A 1,473-nucleotide genomic window follows, 5' to 3' on the forward strand; every position below is an offset into this window, starting at 1 on the left:
CATCAGAATATAACTTAACAAATCTGAATTAAATAAATGGAGTAGATATTATGGCAACAACCGAAATTAATACCCTAATTGAACAAGTTGACGAAAGGGCGCAAGCCTTGATTATGGAAGGTGAAAAATCCTTTCAGGAAGTGGAGGCTATTGTCGCCAAAGCCACTGAAATCGCTGAAAACTTGTCCACAGCAGGGGAGGAAGCCAAGACAAAATGGGAGGCGATGATTGCTGAAATTGAAGAAGCTGAAGCTACCCTCGAAACGGAATTAGACAATACTACCAATATTATGGGGGAATTTGAAGGCAAAATCGGGGAAATTACTGAGCAGGTTAGTCAGTCGATCGAGGAGTTTCAAGCTAGACTAGAGGAGTTTATCGCTAAAAAAGAGGAAATAGCTTCAGAAATCGAAAGTCAAACGGAGGAAAGTAAATCTAACTTTGATAATTATTCCCAAAGCATTAAGGATACAGAAGAGCAATTTGGTACTTATCAAGAAACGGCAAAAAGCAACATTGAAGAATTAAACGAAGCGGTAAACACTGCTACTGAAAGTTTCCAAAATCAAACGGAAAATTTGGTGCAACAATTTACTGATTTAGCAGAAGAATTGAACAGTAAATTAGAGACTTTGCAAAGTGAATTTGAGGATGTAGAAGAACAAGCTACAACGGGGGCAAATTCTTTGATAGGAAGTTTAACATCTCAAGCGGATGATTTAGTTAGTACTCTTACTTCTAAGTTTACGGAAGAATTAATGGGAGATTTAACAGATTCAGCAGGAGGGTTAACGGAGGCTTTAGGTTTTCTTGGTAGTGCGGGAGAAGAAGCCGAAGAATTGTTAGACGGTGGTATTGGCGATATTGTTGGGCAGGTGGGAGAAATTACTGATCTCATCGATGATATTAAACCCGTTTTAGACATGATTCAAGATATTTTAGGTTAAGAATATTGTGTCATTGCGAGGCACGAAGCAATCTCTCTTGTTTGTCATTACGAGGCACGAAGCAATCTTTCTTGTTAGTCATTGCGAGGTAACGAAGCAATCTATTTACCAAAAACTTTTTTATTCACCAATATTTAATATCAGGAGGTTACGATTATGGCTGAAACTCAAGTCATGGAGCAAAATATTGACGAGTCGATCGACAAGCTAGAAGAATTATTAAAAGCGCTCGATGTGGCTAATAATCAAATGGGAGATTTTACCCAACAATTAGAATCCACTAACGACTCTCTTACCCAATGTGAAGAAAATGTTACTTCCATTTTAGAAACGGCTAGTAGTAACTTTGAAAGCACAAAAGAGGAATTTACCCAAGATTCTACCGCCATGATGGAGGGCTTAACGGGTTTTCAAGAAGCCTTAAATCAGTTACAGGCAAAAATGGACGAAGTTAATCAATCCATTGAGGAGAAAAAAGGAGAAGTTGAAGAAGAAGTCAACAATCAACAGGAGGGTTTAGAAGGGG

General features: G+C 38.3%; 1 protein-coding gene and 1 pseudogene. Both read left to right on the top strand.

Annotation, left to right across the window (positions count from 1 at the left end; all coding sequences use genetic code 11):
- The first annotated feature begins 50 nt into the window (after nucleotides 1-50).
- Nucleotides 51-947, top strand: coding sequence for a hypothetical protein (locus ACN4EE_RS23295; protein ID WP_431708893.1), 897 nt, complete (start codon nucleotides 51-53; stop codon nucleotides 945-947).
- Nucleotides 948-1,103: 156 nt separating this feature from the next.
- A pseudogene (locus ACN4EE_RS23300) lies at nucleotides 1,104-1,473 on the top strand (hypothetical protein); the annotation flags it as partial.

The sequence above is a fragment of the Geminocystis sp. CENA526 genome (genome assembly GCF_050753365.1).
Classification (GTDB): Bacteria; Cyanobacteriota; Cyanobacteriia; order Cyanobacteriales; family Cyanobacteriaceae; genus Geminocystis.

What these genes read in the sequence shown, in the direction of transcription:
- ACN4EE_RS23295 (WP_431708893.1), top strand. Translation starts at nt 51, where the DNA reads ATGGCAACAACCGAAATTAATACCCTAATTGAACAAGTTGACGAAAGG.